This is a genomic window from Asaia platycodi JCM 25414 (assembly GCF_000614545.1).
Taxonomy (GTDB): Bacteria; Pseudomonadota; Alphaproteobacteria; order Acetobacterales; family Acetobacteraceae; genus Asaia; species Asaia platycodi.
Map to the genome: position 1 here is coordinate 49,701 of NZ_BAKW01000019.1, position 18,280 is coordinate 67,980.

Annotated in this window: 15 protein-coding genes and 5 pseudogenes; 15 read left to right on the top strand and 5 right to left on the bottom strand. The window is 60.2% G+C overall.

From position 1 onward, the window contains the following. Nucleotides 1-12: 12 nt before the first annotated feature. Nucleotides 13-1,158, bottom strand: coding sequence for a M20/M25/M40 family metallo-hydrolase (locus JCM25414_RS20300; RefSeq protein ID WP_242403579.1), 1,146 nt, complete (start codon nucleotides 1,156-1,158; stop codon nucleotides 13-15). Nucleotides 1,159-1,432: 274 nt separating this feature from the next. Next, on the bottom strand, nucleotides 1,433-2,212 hold the full coding sequence (locus JCM25414_RS13120; protein WP_025841937.1) for an alpha/beta fold hydrolase: 780 nt from the start codon (nucleotides 2,210-2,212) through the stop codon (nucleotides 1,433-1,435). 168 nt (nucleotides 2,213-2,380) lie between these two features. Here JCM25414_RS13120 and JCM25414_RS13125 point away from each other — a divergent pair, with 168 nt between their 5' ends. The 8 genes and pseudogenes from JCM25414_RS13125 (at nucleotide 2,381) to JCM25414_RS20320 (ending at nucleotide 9,314) form a co-directional block, all read left to right on the top strand. Further along, the gene (locus JCM25414_RS13125) at nucleotides 2,381-4,129 is read left to right on the top strand and encodes a chloride channel protein (RefSeq protein ID WP_051535885.1); all 1,749 of its coding nucleotides are present in this window, start codon (nucleotides 2,381-2,383) and stop codon (nucleotides 4,127-4,129) included. 126 nt (nucleotides 4,130-4,255) lie between these two features. Then, complete coding sequence (locus tag JCM25414_RS13130; RefSeq protein ID WP_025841939.1) at nucleotides 4,256-4,597, top strand: AtpZ/AtpI family protein; 342 nt, start codon at nucleotides 4,256-4,258, stop codon at nucleotides 4,595-4,597. 88 nt (nucleotides 4,598-4,685) lie between these two features. Beyond that, nucleotides 4,686-5,434: pseudogene (locus JCM25414_RS20305) on the top strand (F0F1 ATP synthase subunit A). 57 nt (nucleotides 5,435-5,491) lie between these two features. Next, nucleotides 5,492-5,715, top strand: a pseudogene (locus JCM25414_RS20310) (ATP synthase subunit C family protein). Nucleotides 5,716-5,736: 21 nt separating this feature from the next. Next, nucleotides 5,737-6,339: a F0F1 ATP synthase subunit B family protein gene (locus tag JCM25414_RS13145; protein ID WP_025841940.1), complete on the top strand. Its 603-nt coding sequence runs from the start codon at nucleotides 5,737-5,739 to the stop codon at nucleotides 6,337-6,339. A 12-nt stretch (nucleotides 6,340-6,351) separates the two neighbouring features. Beyond that, a pseudogene (locus JCM25414_RS20315) lies at nucleotides 6,352-6,878 on the top strand (F0F1 ATP synthase subunit B family protein). A 51-nt stretch (nucleotides 6,879-6,929) separates the two neighbouring features. Then, nucleotides 6,930-7,655, top strand: a complete 726-nt coding sequence (locus JCM25414_RS13155) for a glycosyltransferase family 2 protein (RefSeq protein WP_025841941.1) — start codon at nucleotides 6,930-6,932, stop codon at nucleotides 7,653-7,655. A gap of 7 nt (nucleotides 7,656-7,662) precedes the next feature. Continuing rightward, nucleotides 7,663-9,314 (top strand): annotated as a pseudogene (locus JCM25414_RS20320) (ArnT family glycosyltransferase). Between the two features lie 60 nt (nucleotides 9,315-9,374). Here the strand turns inward: JCM25414_RS20320 and JCM25414_RS23825 are convergent. Continuing rightward, nucleotides 9,375-9,536 carry a hypothetical protein gene (locus JCM25414_RS23825; protein WP_199897641.1) on the bottom strand — a complete coding sequence of 54 codons (162 nt, stop codon included), beginning with the start codon at nucleotides 9,534-9,536 and terminating at the stop codon, nucleotides 9,375-9,377. A 180-nt stretch (nucleotides 9,537-9,716) separates the two neighbouring features. Then, the gene (locus JCM25414_RS13170; RefSeq protein WP_025841942.1) at nucleotides 9,717-10,229 is read right to left on the bottom strand and encodes a DUF2721 domain-containing protein; all 513 of its coding nucleotides are present in this window, start codon (nucleotides 10,227-10,229) and stop codon (nucleotides 9,717-9,719) included. A gap of 143 nt (nucleotides 10,230-10,372) precedes the next feature. On the opposite strand from JCM25414_RS13170, the gene JCM25414_RS20325 reads away from it, so the two are divergent. The 3 genes and pseudogenes from JCM25414_RS20325 to lldD all read left to right on the top strand — a co-directional run bounded on the left by JCM25414_RS20325 (nucleotide 10,373) and on the right by lldD (nucleotide 13,797). Then, nucleotides 10,373-11,200 carry a creatininase family protein gene (locus JCM25414_RS20325; RefSeq protein WP_051535886.1) on the top strand — a complete coding sequence of 276 codons (828 nt, stop codon included), beginning with the start codon at nucleotides 10,373-10,375 and terminating at the stop codon, nucleotides 11,198-11,200. A gap of 25 nt (nucleotides 11,201-11,225) precedes the next feature. Beyond that, nucleotides 11,226-12,543, top strand: a pseudogene (locus tag JCM25414_RS20330) (YncE family protein). A gap of 177 nt (nucleotides 12,544-12,720) precedes the next feature. Further along, complete coding sequence (lldD, locus tag JCM25414_RS20335) at nucleotides 12,721-13,797, top strand: FMN-dependent L-lactate dehydrogenase LldD (RefSeq protein ID WP_277911331.1); 1,077 nt, start codon at nucleotides 12,721-12,723, stop codon at nucleotides 13,795-13,797. 137 nt (nucleotides 13,798-13,934) lie between these two features. On the opposite strand, the gene JCM25414_RS13190 is transcribed toward lldD, so the two are convergent. After that, complete coding sequence (locus JCM25414_RS13190) at nucleotides 13,935-14,885, bottom strand: SphA family protein (protein ID WP_025841943.1); 951 nt, start codon at nucleotides 14,883-14,885, stop codon at nucleotides 13,935-13,937. 192 nt (nucleotides 14,886-15,077) lie between these two features. Here JCM25414_RS13190 and JCM25414_RS13195 point away from each other — a divergent pair, with 192 nt between their 5' ends. The 4 genes from JCM25414_RS13195 to JCM25414_RS13210 all read left to right on the top strand — a co-directional run bounded on the left by JCM25414_RS13195 (nucleotide 15,078) and on the right by JCM25414_RS13210 (nucleotide 18,274). Further along, the gene (locus tag JCM25414_RS13195; protein WP_025841944.1) at nucleotides 15,078-15,581 is read left to right on the top strand and encodes a cupin domain-containing protein; all 504 of its coding nucleotides are present in this window, start codon (nucleotides 15,078-15,080) and stop codon (nucleotides 15,579-15,581) included. Then, nucleotides 15,581-16,051, top strand: coding sequence for a helix-turn-helix transcriptional regulator (locus tag JCM25414_RS13200; RefSeq protein ID WP_025841945.1), 471 nt, complete (start codon nucleotides 15,581-15,583; stop codon nucleotides 16,049-16,051). Before JCM25414_RS13195 ends, JCM25414_RS13200 begins: the two co-directional genes overlap by 1 nt. A gap of 136 nt (nucleotides 16,052-16,187) precedes the next feature. After that, complete coding sequence (locus JCM25414_RS13205) at nucleotides 16,188-17,228, top strand: carbon-nitrogen hydrolase family protein (RefSeq protein WP_025841946.1); 1,041 nt, start codon at nucleotides 16,188-16,190, stop codon at nucleotides 17,226-17,228. Nucleotides 17,229-17,230: 2 nt separating this feature from the next. Next, complete coding sequence (locus JCM25414_RS13210) at nucleotides 17,231-18,274, top strand: phenylacetaldoxime dehydratase family protein (protein ID WP_025841947.1); 1,044 nt, start codon at nucleotides 17,231-17,233, stop codon at nucleotides 18,272-18,274. The last annotated feature ends 6 nt before the right edge of the window (nucleotides 18,275-18,280 follow it).

The window sequence follows — 18,280 nt, forward strand, 5'->3', positions numbered from 1 at the left end:
CTCGCTTCTGGCTCAGTTCTGCGAAAGGGCAGGGATGAGAGAAAGCAGGAAATGCATGCCGGGCGTGATGGCCGAGAGCGGTACGCGCTCATTCAGACCGTGGCTGAAATCGTCGGACGCTTTCATGAAGATGGGGCTGGCCCCATAAGCCGGGACACCCTTCTCCCTGAACCACATGCTGTCGCTCGCGCCGGAGCTCATGCTCGGGAAGACCGGAACATTTGGAAACGCCTCATGGGCGGCACGTGTCACGGCTGTAGGCAGCGCGCCGTTCATCGGCGAAGGCTGAGTCTCTACCGAGCCCTGGCTATGATCTTCGATATGCACCGACGGGTCGTCGATAATGGCCGACAGATCGTGAATGATATCCCCGCGTGAATGGCCAGGGAAAATACGGCAATTGATATTGGCATCGGCATGTTGGGGCAGGGCGTTGAGAGCATGGCCCCCCTTGATCATGGTCACGACGCAGGTTGTGCCGATGGCTCCGACGAGAGACGGATCGGCGCGCAAGGTCGCAACGGCCTGCGCATTATCCGGGCTTGCAGCGAATATGCGCATGGCTGAGGCAAGGTGGGGCGAGGTAAAACGCGCGGCGTTCAGAAAGTAGCTGCGCGTCAGGGCATTCAGTTCCGGCCTGAAGGGATGCGACTGAATTTTAACGACAGCCTGAGCTAACACGGAGATGGCGTTGCGCGCCCGAGGTTCCGAAGAATGACCACCCGGATCGGCTACCATCAGCCCGATATCGGCATAGGTTTTCTCCGCACCGGACCAGCTATAGAAGAGCGGCTGGCCCGTTTCCTCATCCAGCGTGCCGCCGCCGACATCGAGATTCAGCACCTCTTCGGCTTTGGGAAGCTGGTTTGCCAGAATCTGGCCCGTTTTCATCGCTGTTTCTTCATCGCCGGAGAGCGCGAGAATGATGTCGCGCCGAGGCTTGTAGCCTTGATGGCGAAGATGCAGCAGCGCTGTGATCGCCAGAGCATTGCTCATTTTCATGTCCGAGGCGCCTCGCCCGTAGAGATAGCCATTCTCCACGACCGGGGTGAAGGGATCGCGTGTCCAGTCGGAAGCGTCGGCAGCCACCACATCCATATGACCGGAAATGACAAGCGGCTTGAGGGCGCTTTCCTCTCCGGCCCACCGGAACACCATATAGCGGTGTCATTCAGCCGGGTGATGGTGATCGCATCGGCGGGAAACCCGCCATCGATAAGCGTCTTTCGATAAAGCTCCGCGACGTTGATTGTCTGGTTATGTACTCCCGCGACCGAACGAAAGGCGATGGAGTCTTTCGCCAGGGTAAGCGCCTTCAGCCCGTCCCGTGTAAGTGGGTAGCGGGTCGGCCTGCGCGGAACCGATGGAAAGCAGCAGCATCAGCGCGGCACGTTTGATCATGAGGCGTTACCTTGAAGAAAGGGCTGGTCGATCAGATGGTCTCGATGAACCCAAGCATCTTTTCAGAAAAAAGCTTCGGATTATCGGCATGAAGCCAGTGGCCTGCGTCAGGAATGGTCTCAAGCCGGTAATTGGGGAAAAGCCTGCGCATGACTGGTTCGTGATCCTTGCCGATATAGGGAGAATGTTCACCTCTCAGGAAGAGTGTCGGTCCTTCATAGACGTAACCTTCCGGAACATAGGGCCAGTTCTCGATATTGGTCATCGAATTGGTGATGTCTTGCAGTCCGATCTGCCAGCCCGGTTCGTTGCCGAGGCGAACATTCTGCAGCATCAGGTCACGAACGCTTCGGTTGGGGATATCTTTTGCCAGAAGCTGGTCGGCCTGTTGCCGGTCGAGTTGATCGGGAAAATGGATATGCAGCATGGCCTCTGCCAGAGCGGCCTGGCCGAAGCCGGTGCGGGCAGGGGCCATGTCACCGATCAGGATGCCGGCAACGAGCTCGGGATATTGAAGCGCCATGATCATGGCGACCTTACCGCCCATCGAATGGCCGACCAGAATGGCGGGGAGTGCTTCGTTGGCGCGCAGGGTCTCCACCACGTCATCCACCATGGCGGGGAAATCCATCGGGCCATGAGGGCTGTCTCCATGGTTGCGCAGATCGAGCGCAAGGGTGCGATGCGTGCGCGACACCTGACGCTGGAGAAAGCCCATATTGCGCGCTCGTCCGAACAGGCCGTGCAGAAAAACGACCGGCGGATGTCCGCCCGGCTGGGCCGGAAGGCGTTCGATGACGTTCAGCAGCACGATAGAGGGCTCCTTTCAGGGAGGCAGAATGAGCGAAGTCTGGGGTTTTCTGTTGCCTGCGGCAAGTCCGGGCGACAATAAGGGCATCGCTCTCCGTCTGTCTTCAAAGCCATGTGAGGATCTTTCTTGGCCTCAGGGTTTCGCAGAACGTTCGACTGGCTCCGGCATGTGGTGCATGTGCCGTACTATGTGCGTGCGCTCGTTCGATCCAATGAAATCTGGTTGACCGTTCTCGCTGCGGGGATTGGTATCCTAGCCGGACTGAGCGTCTGGGTCATGACGCGCAGCACGCTTTACGCCCATCGCGTGCTTTATGCCCTTCATAATGACGGGCGGCTCTCCGGTCTCGCCAGCCTCAGCCCATGGCGCACCGTGCTTATGCCGTGTCTCGGCGGGCTTGTGCTCGGGGCTTTCGGGGTGATGCTCGCCCGTCGTTTCAGCCATCGTCCCGTCGACCCTATCGAGGCGAATGCCCTGCGTGGTGGCCGCATGTCCGTGCGTGACAGCGCCATCGTCGCGTTTCAGACCTTTCTCTCCAACGGGAGCGGCGCGTCTCTCGGACTGGAGGCCGGGTTTACCCAGATTGCTGCGGCGCTGGGGAGCCGATGCGGGCGCCTGTTTAGGGTGCGTCGCTCGGATCTGCGCATCCTTGTCGGCTGCGGCGCAGGGGGCGCGATCGGTGCGGCATTCAATGCGCCGATCGCCGGTGCCTTCTATGCCTTCGAGCTGGTGATCGGCACGTATTCGCTTGTCAATCTCGCGCCTGTTGCGGTGGCTGCCGTGGCTGCGGTCGGCACGGCGCATTTTCTGGGTGGGGTCAGCACTACGCTGACGCTTTTGCCTCATGCCCCGCTGACTTTGCATGAAACCTTGCCGGTGCTCGTGCTTGGCGTGTTCTGCGGGCTGGTCGGCATCGCGACAATGCGCGGCGTGACGCTGGCGGAGGCTCTGTTCCGACGGATTCCGCTACCGGTCTGGCTGCGTCCGGCGCTAGGCGGCATCGTGGTGGGGCTGCTTGCACTTTATTCCCCGTCCATCCTGTCGGCGGGCCATGCTGCTGTCATCAAGGTGCTTGAAGAGGGGCTGACACCTCTTCCTTTGGTGTTGCTCCTTATTCTGAAAGTGGTGGCCTCTTCCGTTTCCATTGGAAGCGGGTTTCGCGGGGGGCTGTTCTTTGCTTCGCTCTATCTCGGCGTGTTGGCAGGCTCGCTCTACGGGTTCGGTATCGCAGCACTGGGAGTCGGCGGCCTGTCTGTTGCGAGCTGTGCGGTTCTGGGCATGAGTGCCACGGCGGTTGCAATTATCGGCGTGCCGATGACCATGACCTGTCTCATTCTCGAGATGACCGCCGATCTGACGCTTGCCAGCGGTGTGTTGCTGGCAAGCGTGTTGTCGATGCTCACCGTGCGTCGGTTGTTCGGCTACTCATTTGCCACCTGGCGCTTTCATCAGCGTGGCGAATCGATTCGTTCGGCCATTGATGTGAGCTGGTTGAGGGCGCTTACGGTCGAGCGCCTGATGCAGCGCGAATTTCCCTGCCGAACGGCTGACATGACTGTGGGCGAGGCGCGGCAGTGCTGCCCTCTCGGCATGGCGCCCCATGTCGTGCTGATAGACGAGGAGAGGCGCTATCGCGGGATCGTGTTGGTCTCCGAGATCCATGCGCCCGATCACCCACCCGAGCGGCTTCTGGGAGCAATAGCCCAGCATGACAGGATCATGCTGTTGCCCGGTATGGCATGCGAGGAGGCCGTATACTTCTTCGAGCGCGCCGAAGCCGACGCGCTCATTGTGGTTGAGGATGAGGCCACGCGCAGGGTGGTCGGGCTTCTGAGCGAGAAATACGTGCTGCGCCGTTATGCCGAGGCACTGGATCGCACGAGGCGCGAACTGGTCGGTGAGGTGCGGCGTGTCTGAAGCGCCCGTATGACGTCAAGAAATCATTGTCCAGCTGTTACGAGGCGTTGACAGGACACGTCTTGATGGGTAGCAACCGCGCACCAAGGACTCCCCAGATCGGGGAGAAAAGCGAGGTATGGAATCGTGGGCGCACGGGACGACCTGAACGTTTCCTCGCAAGCGGGAAAAGGCGCTGACAGCTTCGAAAGAAGGCTGGCCGATGCCGAGGCCCGTATGCGCGGTAAGAGCGGCAAGGCGGACAGAGGCACCACAGAGCAGGAAGTCAGTGCCGATTACTCGGCATTCGGCCTTGCGATGAGGATCGGCACCGAAATGGTTGCTGCTCTCGTCGTTGGCGTTGTTCTCGGCTATGGGCTTGACCGCCTGTGCGGGACGAAGCCCTTGTTCCTGATCCTTTTCTCGCTCGTCGGCGGTGCAGCAGGGATGCTGAATGTCTGGCGCGCGGTTAAAAACGCCAACGTCTGACAGCGCGGTGCGGTTTGTGCACCATTGTTATGGGTTCATGGGTCTTCCGGGCATCCGGAAGGTCTGAATGAGAAGCGGGAGAGGCAGCTTGGCCGCCGGATCAACGATTGACGCGCTCGGCCAGTTCGAGCTTCATCCTGTTCTCGGACAGATTGGCGAGGCTCTGCGCTTCAGCCAGTCGCCGCTCTTCATGCTGATAGCCATCGTGGCCGTTCTGGCGTTCCTGTATCTCGGTATGCGACCTGCTGCCGTGGTGCCGGGCCGCCTGCAGGCGGCAGCCGAGCTTGGCTATGACTTCATCCATAACATGGCCACCGAGACGATCGGCAAGGAAGGGACAGCGTTTTTCCCCTTCGTGTTCGCAATCTTCTTTTTCATCCTCGCGGGTAACTATCTGGGTTGATCCCTTACTGCTTCACCTTCACGAGCCATATCGCTGTTACAGCTTCTCTGGCACTTCTCGTGTTTCTGGTGTCGATCCTGGCTTCGTTCAAGTATCAGGGCGTCAAGTTCTTCACGCATTTCATGCCTGAGGGTGCGCCGGTTTTTCTCGCGCCGCTTCTGATCCCGATCGAGATCCTCTCCTTTCTTTCGCGACCTGTCAGCCTGTCGATCCGACTTTTCGCCAACATGATGGCTGGTCACGTTCTGCTCGAAGTCTTTGCCGGTTTCACTCTGATGCTGGCAGGTCTTGGAGCATTCGGTTCAGTGCTGGCTGTGGCGCCCGTCGTCATCAATGTCGCGCTGACGGCTCTGGAATTGCTGGTGGGCGTTCTGCAGGCTTATGTGTTCGCCATCCTCACCTGCATTTATCTGCGTGAGGCTGTGGCGCACTGAGTGCACATCGCTCTTCACGTTTACCTGTTCTTCTGTCGTAACCAAGGAAACTGACTCATGGACGTTACTGCTGCTCGCGAAATCGGTGCCGGTATTGCTGTTATCGCTCTTGCCGGTGTCGGCATCGGCCTCGGCAATATCTTCTCGACGCTGGTGAGCTCGATCGCTCGCAACCCGGCTGCCGCCCGCACGTGTTCGGCCTCGGCATGCTCGGCTTCGCGCTGACGGAAGCCGTTGCGCTGTTCGCTCTTCTGATCGCCTTTCTGATCCTGTTCGTCTGATTAGAGAGGCAGGGTAAAGTCATGCGCCTTCCGTCTCGTAATCTCGCTGCCCCGCTGGCCATTGCGCTTGCGCTCGGCGCTGTGCCGGGACGGGCCTGGGCAGCTGGCATGCCGCAGCTAGACTTCGCCAACCCTCTGCTCATCGGGCAGGTGGTCTGGGGTGCAGTCATCTTTGCGGTTTTCTACGTCATTCTGAGCCGCTCGGCCCTACCGCGTATCGAAGGGGTTCTGACCCATCGACGCAACCGGATCGAGGGCGATCTCGATATTGCCCGTCGTGCCCGTGACGACGCCGATCGCGCTGTCGATGAGCTGCGACGCGCCCGTCACGACGCGGCCGCTCAGGCGCAAGCCAATATCGACCGGGTTGTTCACGAAGCCCGTATGGCCGCCGAAGCTCAGACCCACGAAATGAATCACCGGCTTCTGGCCGATATCGTCGAGGCAGAAAAGCGCATCGCGTCTGCCCGCAAGGAAGCGCTCGCCAGCTTGCCTGGCGTCGCGGCAGACACGGCCCAGAGCCTGATCGACAAGCTGCTTCGTCCGGCTGGTATCGAGACTGCAGTGTCACGCGCTCAGGTGCAGGACGCCGTTCAGGCAGGCCTTGCGGCCAGCAGAGGCTAAGGAGATCACGCGATGTTCCACGATCAGCGCTTTTATGTCGCCATTTCCTTTGTTCTCTTTTTCGTTCTTTTCGGCGGCAAACTCTGGAAGGCTATAGCAGCCATTCTCGATGCGCGCGCCGATCAGGTGCGGAGCAATCTTGACGAGGCAAGCCGCCTTCGTCGTGAAGCAGAGAAAATGCTCGAGGATGCGACGCGTGAGCGTGAGCAGCTCTGGCCGAATCCCGTGCGCTGATCGAGCGGTCACGCGAAGAAGCCGCATCGATTGCCGAGACCGCCCGCCGTGAGGCCGAAGCTGTCGCTGCCCGCCGTGAGCAGATGGCCCGCGATCGTATTTCGGCTTCCGAACGCGCTGCTGTTCGTGAAGTGCGTGACCTGGCTGCCGACGCGGCCATTCAGGCTACGCGCAAACTGCTTGGTCAGCATCTGAGCACGGAGCAGGCCGGGGCATCTGCTCTGCTCGATTCCGCCATCAGTGATCTGCCTCAGGCTCTCAAGGCTTCCAACGAGGCCGGATCGCACAGCCAGAACGCGGCCTGATCATCTGTCCGGGTGGCTTTGCCCCCGGACAAGCCATAGGCGGTTCCTGCCATGAGTGTACGTCTCTCCGTCGTTATTGCCGTTCTCAACGAAGCGGAAAACATCCGTCCCGTCTGCCAGGAACTGGCTGATGTTTTCGAGAACAACCCCGAAATCGAAGTCATCTTTGTCGATGATGGCAGCGCCGACGCAACGGTCGAGGCGCTTCTTGCCGAGCGTGCACGTTGTCTGCCGAGCCTGCGACTGCTGAGCCATGATCGTCGCCGCGGCAAGTCGGCGGCGCTCCGCACCGGCATCGAAGCGGCAAAAGGACACTGGATCGCGACTCTCGATGGTGACGGTCAGGACGACCCGGCCGTGATCATCGACATGCTCAAGCGGGCCGAAGCCTGCAAGGATGGCGAGCCTCTCGTTGTCGGGGTGCGTCTCAAACGTAATGATCGTCTGTCGCGTGTCATCGCAACCAGACTGGCAAACGGCCTGCGTCGTCGCCTTCTGAATGATGGCTGCCCCGATACAGGCGCGCCCATGAAGCTTTTCGCGCGCGCCGCCTTCTTGCGTATTCCGCAATTCGAAGGGGTGCACCGCTTTCTGCCGGCTCTTCTGGGCTGTTATGGGGCAAAGCTGATCTGTGTCGAGACACGCCATCGTGCGCGTCTGCACGGGCAGTCGAAATATACCAATTTCAATCGCGCGCTCGTTGGCATCCGTGATCTTCTGGGTGTCATGTGGCTGCTCAATCGCACGAGACTGCCGGGCCGCGTAACCGAACGCTGAGGCTCTCATGACTCTGACCTGGCGCCACTATGTCGGCGTGGCCTTGCTCACCCTGCTGATTTTTCTGCCGGGACGTATGAGCCTTGTCCCTCTCGACCGTGACGAGCCGCGCTATATGGAAGCCTCGGCGCAGATGCTCGAGAGCGGTAATTTTGTCGATGTCCGTTTTCTCGACCAGCCGCGCTATCTTCAGCCTGCCGGGATTTACTGGCTCGAAGCCGGGGCCCAGAAGATCTTTGGCGGCCCTCATGATCGCCACGTTGCCTGGCCCTATCGCATTCCCAGCCTGATCGCGGCTGTTTCTGCCGTCACGCTTACGGCCTATCTCGGTGCGACGCTGTTTGGCGGGATGACCGGACTTGTCGCAGCGGCCCTGTTGGCAGTCTCGACCCTGCTTACCGCTGAAGGGCGCATGGCGACCATCGATACGGTGCTGCTGCTCGATATTCTTCTGGTCGAGACGGCGCTGCTGCGAGCCTATATCGACCAGCAGCGCAATCGTGAGACGTCGATCGGCATCGCTCTGCTCTACTGGGGCGCTCTGGGTTGCGGGTTGATGCTCAAGGGGCCTGTGGTCCTCATCCCCGGGCTCGCGACGCCTCTTGCCCTGCGTATCATCGAGCGTCAGGCAGTCTGGTTCGGCCGTCTGCGGCCTCGCTGGGGTTGGCTGGTCACCCTTGCTGTTGTGCTCCCCTGGTGCATCGCCATCGGAGTGGTGAGTCATGGGGCATTCTTCTCCCATTCGGTAGGCACCAATTTTCTGGGCAAGATCGGACATGGCCAGCAGGCGCATGGTCTGCCGCCCGGCTTTCATCTTGTGGTGTTTCTGCTGGCCTTCTGGCCGGGGTCGCTTTTTCTCGTTCTCGGTCTGCCGGCCATCTGGCCCGTCATCGAGAGCCTGCGGTGCGCTTCCTGCTCTGCTGGATCGTGCCACACTGGCTCGTTTTCGAGGCTATCGCGACCAAGCTGCCGCATTACGTGCTGCCTACCTATCCGGCCATTGCCATACTGGCGGCAGCGACACTGACAAAATGGCCGCTGCGCCGCCCCAAGGCAGTGTGGGCGCGCGGTCTCATGGGGCTCTATGCGCTGCTCTGGGGGGCGTTGGCGCTGGTCTTCGTTGTGGCCGGGGTCATTCTGTTAGGGCAGAGCGAGCATCGGCTCGATTACGGCGCGCTGATTGCGGTCTTCGGCGCGTTGCCTCTGGTGCTTTATGCGTTCTGGCTGTTGTGGCAGGCGCAGCGTCTCAGGGCGGCCTGGGTCGTGATTGGCGCGGCGGTCGTGGTCCATGCAGGCATCTTCCTGACGGTCATCCCCAATCTTGGCCTGTTGCAGCTCGCCCCGCGGGCGGCGGCGCTTTATGACGATTATCGCCCTTGCGAGGATAGCACGCTGGTCTCGGTCTCATATTCCGAACCGAGCCTCGCTTTTCTGGCAGGGTCAAACACGAAGTTGCTCGGTGTGCCTGCGGCTTCGGATTATCTCGCAGCCAATCCCTCCTGTGCGCTCGTGCTGGTCGATCGCAAGGATGAGGCTGCCCTGACGGCACGCATGCTGGAGAAGGGATTTTTGTTGACGGAATATGGCCGTGTAACCGGTCTCAACTATTCCAATGGCCACCATCTGGATCTGGGGCTCTACGCGCCTGCGCACAAATGAACTATCGAGATGAATAGCTTGAAGACGGGAAGCGAAATGAGTGTTTTTCGTATCTCTTCTTCAAGTAATCATTATCCTGATTTCTATCGGATCAGCCGTGCGGTCGGCGGCAATGGTGGCAACCAGAAGAGCGCCAATAACGGGAATGAAAGAAACCATCGTGAGGGCGCTCAGGGCGCTGATCGGATGGGCGATAAGATTGGCGATTTCGACGCTGAACATCAGGTTTTCCTAAGGTATTTGGTGTATGGCGGCGGAAAAAGCGCCCAAACCCAACCGAAGGCAATCGCTGAAAACGCGTTCCAGCAATGCAGTAAATGCATGGAACGATCTTGCTTACTATTTCATCATTATTTATTGGCGGGTCGGGTAACAAAATTACCCGACCCGCGAGGTGGCAGGCTATCTTGTTGCTTTGACCATGGCGACGGGCTTGGGCAGGGCGCCGTCTCTCTTCAGTCCGTGCCAGGCCAGAAACGTGTCGGCCAGGAATGCCGAGAGCGCGCCGACCGTGCAGAACAGGGCGCCGCCGAAGAGGAAGATGAGCCAGGCGACGGTCTGACTATTATGAAGACTTCCCAGAAAGAGCGCGAGAGCGGCGCCGCAGGTCGACGCACCGCCGACGCCGCCAAGCATGACGGCGCTGTCTAGCGCGAAAATACGCCGTCGCAATCGTCGCTGGTGGCGTTCGAGCCGAGCCGTCTCCCTGGCGTCTTCATTGGTCTCGCTCAGACGATGGGCGACTTCTTCCACATGGTCGGAAACACGGGCGAGCCGTGTGTTGAACAGCGTCAGCAGAGACGCGACGCCGGAGAGCATGAAAACAGGCGTCAGTGCGACCTGAATGACATGCGCCACGCTATCGATCGGTTCGGGGGCCAGAAGGGCGTTAAGGCCGACGGGGTCGAGCGCCATGGGGCAAGTGCTCCATATCTTGGTCGGAATGAGCTGGGTGTTTTACAGCTCTGGCAAAACTCTGCAACATCCATGCCCGGCTCTGGCGCCTGTCCGTACCTGTGATAGAACTGCGACGAATTCTTCAGAGGAAAGTCTCGCGCGTGGCCTTTACGTCCTGTTTCCGTTCTGCTGCGCGGGGCTTCGTCCTGTCGGTTCTTCTGGCAGCAGCCGCTCCAGCATGCGGGACGCTTTCTGCTGCCTATGCCGAGACCGTTTCTTTCGAGCGACTGACGTGGACAGAGATCCAGGCGCGTTTGCAGAGCGGCACGGACACGATCATCGTGCCCGTGGGGGGCACCGAGCAGAGCGGCCCCTATATCGCGGTCGGCAAACATAATGTGCGGGCACAGACTCAGGCCGAGCGCATTGCCGAACGTCTGGGCCATACGCTTGTGGCACCGGTTATCGCCTATGTGCCTGAGGGTAGCACTACGCCGCGCAGCTCGCATATGCGCTTTCCCGGCACGATTTCGATTCCGCCTGCGGTATTCGAAGGGGTGATCGAGGGCGCCGGGGAAAGCTTTCATGTTCAGGGTTTTCGCCGCGTTGTTTTCATTGCCGATCACGGTGGATATTTGTCCTATCTCAAGGCAGCCGTGGAAAAGCTGAACAATAAGTGGCACGGTCAGGGAGAAGCCCTCTATCTGGCGGCGTATTACGACAGTATCGGCGGCCAGTTTGCCGACACCCTGCGTCAGAAAGGTCTTGGCGCGGCGCTAGGCAAACATGCCGATCTGAGCGACACGGCGCTGATGCTGGCGATCGACCCGACGATGGTGCGGCAGGACGCTCTGAAAAAGGCGCCTCTGCCGGGAGTCGCCCAGGGTGTTTATGGAGGAGACCCACGTCCCGCTACGGCGGCGCTGGGGCAGATCGGAACAGAGATTCAGGTTCAGGCAGCGCTCAGTGCCCTTGGCAAGGCCCGCTGAGATGATTCGTTTTCAAGGAGCATCTATGAAGTTCTCACATCACGCGTTCATCGTATCGCTGTTCGGCGTGGCGCTTGGCGCTGCCCCGGCGACATGGGCGCAGGACGCCACGCCTAATGCTGTTCCGGCGTCTTCTTCGAAACCGGCTGACGCGACGGCTCCTGCCGTACCGGCCCAGCCTGTTGCCCAGACAAGTGCCCAGACAAACGCCCAGTCTCCGGCTGACCCTGCCACGACCGCGGCGCCTGTCGCCCTGACGACGCCCGGCGCCGTGCAGACCATTCCCGGCATGCCTGCCGTGATCGACCCGAAGAACATCTACAGCGAGACGGTCGCCGGCAGGATTTCGCCCGCCATCAAGGACGATCTGGCGCGTGTCTATGTGCCAATCTGCGCGGCAACAGCGTTTCGGTCATCGATCCGGCAACGTTCAAGGTGGTGGATACGTTCAAGGTCGGCCGTAGCCCGCAGCATGTCGTGCCGAGCTGGGATCTGCGCACGCTCTGGGTCACCAACAACGCCGAAGGCAGCAATGACGGCAGCCTGACGCCCATCGATCCGCGCACAGGCAAGCCAGGTACGGCCGTCACGGTGGATGACCCCTACAACATGTATTTCACCCCCGACGGCAAATACGCCATCGTGGTGGCCGAGGCCCATGAGCGTCTCGATTTTCGCGATCCGCACACTATGGCGCTGATCGGTTCGGTCGAGGCCCCGCAATGCAAGGGCATCAACCACGCCGATTTCTCGATCGACGGGCGCTATGCCATCTTCACCTGCGAATTCGGTGGCTATCTGGCGAAGATCGATACCGTCAATCGCAGTCTGATCGGCTATCTCAAACTGTCCAAGGGCGGTATGCCGCAGGACATTCTGACGGCGCCTGACGGGCACAAATTCTACATCGCCGACATGCATGCCGATGGCGTGTTCGTCGTGGATGGCGACAGCTTCAAGGAAACCGGCTTTATTCCGACCGGCCCCGGTACGCATGGCGAATATCCCAGCCGCGACGGCAAGTTCATGTATGTGGCCAATCGCGGGTCGCACAAGATCCACGGCCCGCGCCACAGCCCCGGCAGCGTATCGGTCATCGATTTCGCGACGGACAGGGTCGTCAAGACCTGGCCGATCCCCGGCGGCGGCAGCCGGATATGGGCAATGTCAGCGCCGATGGAAAGCTGCTCTGGCTTTCGGGCCGTTTCGATGATGTGGCCTATGCCATCAATACCGAAACCGGCGAGATGAAGAAGATTCCTGTTGGCGCCGAACCGCACGGTCTGACCGTCTGGCCGCAGCCGGGCCGTTACAGCGTCGGTCATACCGGTATCCTGCGCTAAGCGGGGTACGGTCCTTGCCGTCCCATCCTGGCTTTTGGGCCGATGGGGCGCTTTCGGCAGGCGCATGGCCTGAAAGAGTCCCGTCTGGGCACCACGGTGATGTGACTGGACGCCTCGGGGTAATGCGGTCCTGCTGAACGTTAACAATAAGACGTTCATTCTCAGGAGCCCGATCCCATGCTGATTTCCGCCCCGACGGATTTTCGCAAGGCTGCGCGCCGCAAGCTGCCGCCTTTCCTGTTTCATTACATTGATGGCGGGGCCTACGCGGAACATACGATGCGGCGAAATCGGGTTGATTTGTCTGATGTCGCGCTGAGGCAGCGCGTTTTGCGCAATGTCTCCGGTCTCGATACCTCTACCACGCTTTTCGGCCAGAAATTCAGCCTCCCCGCCGCCCTTGCGCCGGTTGGGCTGACCGGCATGTATGCGCGACGCGGCGAAGTTCAGGCTGCGCGCGCTGCTGCTCGCAAGGGCATTCCCTTCACGCTCTCGACCGTCTCGGTCTGCCCGATCGAAGAGGTGCAGAGCCAGAGCCCCGCACCGATCTGGTTTCAGCTTTATGTGCTGAAAGATCGTGGTTTCATGCGCAATGTGCTGGAGCGCGCACGCGATGCCGGGGTGACGACCCTCGTCTTCACGGTCGATATGCCGACGCCGGGCGCGCGTTATCGCGACGTGCATTCGGGTATGTCCGGCCCCTATGCGGCGGCGCGGCGTATCGCTCAGGCTGTGCTCCATCCCGAATGGGCCTGGGATGTCGGTCTCAACGGAAGGCCGCATGATCTTGGTAATATCTCGACCTATCGTGGCCACCCGACGGGGCTCGAAGATTATATCGGCTGGCTCGCCAATAATTTCGACTCGTCCATTAGCTGGAAAGATCTGGAATGGATCCGTACCTTCTGGAAAGGATCGATGCTGATCAAGGGTATTCTCGACCCTGAGGATGCCCGCGACGCGGTGCGTTTTGGCGCCGATGGGATTGTGGTGTCCAATCATGGGGGCAGACAGCTCGATGGCGTATTGTCGAGTTGCCGCGCCCTGCCGCCTATCGCCGATGCTGTAAAGGGCGAACTGGCTATTCTGGCCGATTCAGGGGTGCGTTCGGGGCTCGATATTGCCCGTATGGTCGCACTCGGCGCCGATGCCGTCCTTCTTGGCCGTGCTACATCTATGCTCTGGCGGCAGGCGGTCAGCGTGGGGTCGAGAAGCTGCTCGATCTGTTGGAGCGGGAATTGCGTGTGGCCATGACCCTGACCGGCGCCCGTTCGATTGGCGAAATCACGTCTGATAGCCTCGTCAGGGCGATGGGCTGATCTGTCCCGTCATGCGGCCCTCGGAGGAGGGCCGCTCTGATGGCAATGGCTTCATGCAAGGTGGCGTGAGGGTCAGAGCGGTATCTGGAACTGAAGCCAGTAGCGATCGCCGCGTGTGCTGTTCTGCACGCCCATTTCATGCTGCCATTTTAGCGCAACCGCATAGGGCGGCTTGAAAAACCAGATGAGCTGTGGGCCGAGTCCGTATTTGGCTAGGCGGTTGCCATCCCCGACGCGCTGTCCGTTTTGCACGTCATTGGTGAATTGTGACGTCACGAAGCCGTTCAGGCCCAGCCGCAGTTGTGGCAGGGCTAGGGTGATCATGTAATTGGCACCGAAATCGATATTGATGACATCGCCTGATTTATAGTTGGTGGCGCCGTTTTTGGAATTGATCTGCAATTCGCCTTCGGCCGAGACATCGAAACGCTTCGTCGGCATCCAGGTCAGGGCGGCTTCCTGATTGAAGGCAAAGACATGAGTCGTTTCATTGACGAGATCGGTCCTGCTGAAAGAACCGATGGGCAGAAACGCCCCTTCCCCCAGATAGACATGCACTGTTGGCGTGTGCCAGGAGAGATAGAGCGGCGCGACATAGAGCCAGTTGGCGCCGAATGCTGTACCGCCTTGTCCGCCAGCCCGCAAGGTCAGGCTGTTGATCGCGAGAATGGCGCTGCTAGAGATCGTGGCGCCGAGAAACTGCCCGTTCCAGCTATGGAAAAGCCGTGCGGCGTTGGCGATGGCGGTCGCCCTGAATCCCGGTACGGCAGATTTTCTGCTTGTGCTGGAATAAGCCCCATTCGGATTGACCACAAAGTAATCCTGCCAGAATGTCTGGCCGGGTGGCGGTGTCAAAGCCGGATAGACGGTCTGCACGCCAGAGGCCCAGTTGGTCTGCCCGCCTTCGGTCGCCTGTGCCGTGGGCGCCATGCCCGAACAGACCACGCCCAGGCAGACGATGCGCAGGCAGATCACACCCAAAGAGCTTGCGATTGACGCTGTGGTTTTCAGGACCTGTCTCATCTCATCCCCGCTTGAAATCGAGCGGAAATCCCAGCATGCAGACAGGGCAGTGTTCTTGTCCGGAGGAGAACGTTTTCTTGCCTCAGGGCTCCGGATTGTTCCAAAGCGGAACAATAACGATACCGCAACATTTTATGCCGTGCTAACCGGGGTTCTGCGGTCGGATGACGACACAGACGGAGGCAAAGTGACATGCCGCTGGCATTGCAGAGTTACGATATTGCAGGTCTGTCGCCCCGGGCCGGGGTCGAGTTCTGGCACGATATCGTCTGTCGGTCGTTCGTCCCGCTCGAATGCCAACCGCAACAGGGCGCGTTTCGAGGGGCGGTCACACGTCTCGCGCTCGATTCCTGTAGCGTCTCGACTGTACGGTCCAGCGCGCAATCGGTCTCACGCACGCGTCGCCTGATCAGTGCCTCCGACGAGACTCATTATCTGCTGAGCCTTGGGGTCAGTGGCAGGGGGCAGGTCGTTCAGGATGGGCGCGAGGCAATCGTTCTGCCTGGCACGTTCTCGCTCTATCATACGAGCCGCCCCTATACGCTGCGTTTCGACCGCGATTTCGAACAGATCATTTTCATGCTGCCTGCCGAGGCGCTGAATTCCCGCTTTGGCCATGCGGATCATCTCACGGCGACACTGATCGATACGTCCAACCCGCTGACCGAGCTGACACGCCACTTCCTGACCGGTTGATGGCTACGACGCGCGCGATGCCCGATATGCTGGTGTCCAAACTCACCGCGCAGGCGGCGGAACTGGTCGCGACCATGCTGATCGCCTCGGGCAGTCGCTCTGGTGCGCCCACATCGCATCGCATGGCCATGGGGCTGCAGATACGCAATGCCATCGAGATGCGCCTGCGCGATCCCGATCTCGGGCGCAAGGCGCTTGCAGAGCAGTTTCGTATTTCCACCCGGTATCTCGACGATCTCTTTGCGGATGAGGGGATGGGGGTGGCGGAATATGTCATGAAACGCCGACTGGAATGGGCGCGTGGCGCCCTGTCCGATCCGAGCCGGGACCGTTATCAGATCGGCGAAATCGCCCGGATGAGCGGTTTTGTCAGCCAGGCCCATTTCAGCCGTGTTTTTTCCGCGGCCTATCGATGCTCGCCGCGAGATTATCGCAGCAGGCGAGAGGAGAGGCGCGATCAGCCGTTCTGAAACCATCCGATAGCGTTAACAACGGCAGGCATGTTTTGCTTCCCTCTCAGACAAGACAGAAATTCGTTCCGACCTAAGATCGATTTTGTTCCGGGCATTTTCCGCCCGATCAGACATCAACGGACGGAGCAGAGAAATGAGCCTCAAGCACCCTCGATACAAGGTCGCTGTCGTGCAGGCAGCCCCGGTCTTTCTCGATCTCGACGCCACGATCGACAAGACGATCGCCCTGATCAGGGAGGCCGCGTCTTCGGGGGCCGCTCTCATCGCTTTCCCCGAGACGTTCATTCCTGGCTATCCGTGGCATATCTGGCTCGACAGCCCGGCCTGGTCGATCGGCAAGGGCTTCACCAGCCGTTATTTCGACAACTCGCTTGCTTATGACAGCCCCGAGGCCGACCGCCTGCGCAAGGCCGTCAGAGAGGCAGGCATCACCGCCGTACTGGGCCTGTCGGAGCGTTACGAGGGCTCGCTCTATATCGCCCAATGGATTCTCGGTCCCGATGGCGAAACGGTCGCAACAAGACGCAAGCTGCGCGTGACCCACGTAGAGCGCACGGTTTATGGTGAGGGCGATGGCAGCGATCTGGCTGTGCATGACCTGCCGGGTCTGGGCCGTGTGGGGGCGCTGTGCTGCTGGGAGCATATCCAGCCCCTGACGAAATACGCCATGTACGCCCAGAACGAGCAGGTTCATGTGGGCGCCTGGCCCAGCTTCTCGCTTTACGAGCCCTTCGCCTATGCGCTGAGTGCCGAGGTCAATACCGCAGCGTCGCGTGTCTACGCGGTTGAAGGCGGCTGTTTCGTGCTGGCGCCTTGTGCGATCGTTTCCGAAGCCATGCTCGACACGCTATGCGACACGCCGAACAAGCGTGAGCTTTTGCGTGCCGGTGGCGCCGCCGCTCGCATTTTCGGCCCCGATGGGCGCGAGCTTGCCACGCCTCTCGCACCGGATGAGGAAGGGCTGCTCTACGCGGAGATCGATCTGGCGGCCATACCCGTCGCCAAGGCTTCGGCCGATCCCGTCGGTCATTACTCGCGTCCCGATGTTACCCGGCTGTTGTTCAATCCGACCAGAGCGCGGCGCGTGGAGTATGTGAGGCCAGCTGATCCTGATCCGGTCGAGACCGCGTCGTTCTCCTTTCCGCATTCCCTTCCCCTCTCTGGCGAGGTCTGATCATGGAAAGCGCCATTGCGCCCCATCTCCGTTGTCCGCGTTCGCGCGAGCGGCGTATTGCCAATGATTTTCAGCCGCCTTTTCCTGCTTGGACGGCGCGCGGCAACACGACTTCGTCTCAGTGCGTCATGGGCTATATCGGGGTGCAATGGCGCGAAAATAGGCTGGCAGCAAAGGCAGAAGCCCTGCTCGCCGCACTGGCTCGCGGGCTCGGTGAAGGGGAGGCGGCTCATGGCATCGAACGTGCCAGCTTTGTCGATGGGGCTGAATGGCATAATGACGTGCTGATCGGCTATTGGCCCGACCTCGCTTCCTATCAGGCCTGGTGGCACCAGCATGATGCATGGTGGGCCGATCCGGTGCGAGAGGGTGGGGGCCTGGGCCTCTATCGTGAGATCTATCTGCCTCGCAGTACTCATCTCGAAACGCTGTTCAGCGCGTCCGACCGATTGGAAGGGATTGCTGTCATGCTTGGAGAGAGAAGTGCCGAGCCGATACAGGAACATGGCTATTGGGGTGGTATGCGTGACCGTTTGCCCGCCAGCCAGACAGAGGCATTGGCTTCCTCCGGCGATAGAGTTGTGATGGTAGACACGCCCCTGCGCCGACGCGTGATCAGTCATGAAGGGGTCGCGCTGATTCGGTCGGGTCAGGACTGGTCAGATGTGACGGGAGAAGAGCTGACGCTCTATTGCGAGCGCATAGAACCGACCCTGCGTGCGGGTATGGAGTTCCTGCGCGATGAGGGGCTCGGCATCGGGTGTTATTTCAATCGCTATATGAGCGTCAGCACAATTGATGGCGGCAAACCATGTCGCAGTTTCGGCATGAGCGCCTGGCGCGATCTTGCCGCGATGGAACGTTGGGCCGAGCATCACCCGACCCATAAGGCGATCTTCGGCGACTTCCTTCAGGTCGTGCAGGCATTGCAGGGCAAGCTCGCCCTGCGTCTGTTCCATGAGGTCGCCGTTCTCCAAAGCGATACCCAGATACTCGAGTATATCAGCTGTCATGATCGCACTGGCATGCTGAACGGTCTGGTGTAAAATCGC